The sequence below is a fragment of the Embleya sp. NPDC005575 genome, from assembly GCF_040605455.1.
Taxonomy (GTDB): domain Bacteria; phylum Actinomycetota; class Actinomycetes; order Streptomycetales; family Streptomycetaceae; genus Embleya.
This window is the reverse complement of the sequence record NZ_JBEXCV010000339.1, coordinates 1-1,657: the sequence shown is the minus strand read 5'-3', so window position 1 is coordinate 1,657 and position 1,657 is coordinate 1. Positions and strand designations below refer to the sequence as shown.

Sequence of the window (1,657 nt, the reverse complement as noted above, 5' to 3'; positions counted from 1 at the left end):
GTACCCGGTGACCAGGTGCCGGGCGAACAGCGCGCCCAGCGCGCCGGTTCCGCCGGTGACCAGGACCGTACCGTCCGGCGCCAACTCCGGCCCGGTGGTGTCCGCCGCGGGCTGCGGAGCCAGGCGTGGCACGGTCACCGCGCCGGCGCGCACCGCGACCTGGTCGTGGCCCGCCGCCAGCACCGCGGGCAGGACCGCGAGCGAGGCCGGGTCGTCGTCGACGTCCGCCAGCACGATCCGGTCGGGGTGTTCCGACTGTGCCGAGCGCAGCAGGCCCCACACGGCGGCGCCCACCAGGTCCGGAGCGGCGGCGTCCCGGCCGACCACCACCGCGCCACGGGTCACCACAACGAGGCGGCTCGCCCGGAACCGGTCGTCGGCCAGCCATTCCCGCACCAGATCCAGCGCTGCGACGACCGTGTCGTGCACCGGTGCGACGACCTCGCCGGCCGGCCGGCCGGCGTAGACAGCGAGCAGCACGTCGGCCCCCGCCGCGTCCGACAGCGTCTCGCGGCGGTCGACCGTCAACGCCGCATCGACCGACCGGTCGGGGGTGCCGAGCAGCGCCCAGTCCCCGGTCTGCCCGGTCGGGCTCACCTCGACCTCGACCCAGTCCACCCCGAACAGCGAACCGGCCGTCTCGTCCCGCGCGGCCGGCCCGTCGGCCGACACCGGGCGCCCCTCCACCGACAGCACCTCGGCAACCGGTTGCCCGGCCTCGTCGGCCATCTGAACCCGGCAGGAGGTCCCGCCGTCGGTCTCGCCGTCGATGACCACCCGTACCCGCAGCGCGGTCGCCCCGGTGGCGTAGAGGCTGATCCCGTTCCACACGAACGGCAGCACAAGCGTGAAGTCCTCGCCCGCATCGGCGATCGCGGCGAAGACCCGGGGGTGGATGGCCGCGTCGAACAGGGCGGGATGAATCCCGAAGCGTGCCGTGTCCGTGTGTTCCGGCAGCGCGACCTCGGCGAAGAATTCGGCGCCTGTGGCGCCGTCGCGGCGCCACAACGTCCGCAGCCCGCGGAACGTCGGGCCGTACACGTAGCCGTTCTCGGCGAGTTGCTCGTAGAACCCGTCCGTGGCCACGGGCAAGGCGCCGGCCGGCGGCCATTCGCTCAGCTCGAAACGCGGCTCCGGGGCCGAGGGAGCCAGCAGGCCGGTGGCGTGGCAGGTCCACTCCTGATCGATCTCGTCGCAGGAATGGATCGCGAACGGCCGGTGGCCGGTGTCCTGCAACTCGTGCACCACGAGCTGGACCTGCACTCCGCCGGTCTCCGGGAGGACCAGCGGCGCGGTGACGACCATCTCGGCCACACCGGCGCAACCGACCTCGTCGCCGGCTCGGATCGCCATGTCGATCAACGCGGTGCCCGGCACCAACGCCCGGCCACCCAGGGCGTGTTCGGCGACCCAGGCGTGCGTCCGCGCCGACAGGCGGCCGGTGAAGACGACCTCGTCGGCGCCGGCGACGCGTACCACCGCGTCCAGCATCGGGTGGCTCGCGGCCACCTGCCCCGCCGAGACGACGCCACCCGACGACGACTGCGCCAGCCAGTAGTTCCGGTGTTGGAAGGGGTAGGTGGGCAGGTCGATCAGGGTCGCGGTGGTTGCGGTGAACAGCCGGGACCAGTCGACGGTGTGTCCGTCGGTGTGCAGG

At 73.6% G+C, this 1,657-nt stretch carries 1 protein-coding gene; it reads right to left on the bottom strand.

Annotation, left to right across the window (positions count from 1 at the left end):
- The coding region (locus tag ABZS54_RS42875) for a polyketide synthase dehydratase domain-containing protein (protein WP_355548869.1) at positions 1-1,657 on the bottom strand (1,657 nt) is incomplete at both ends.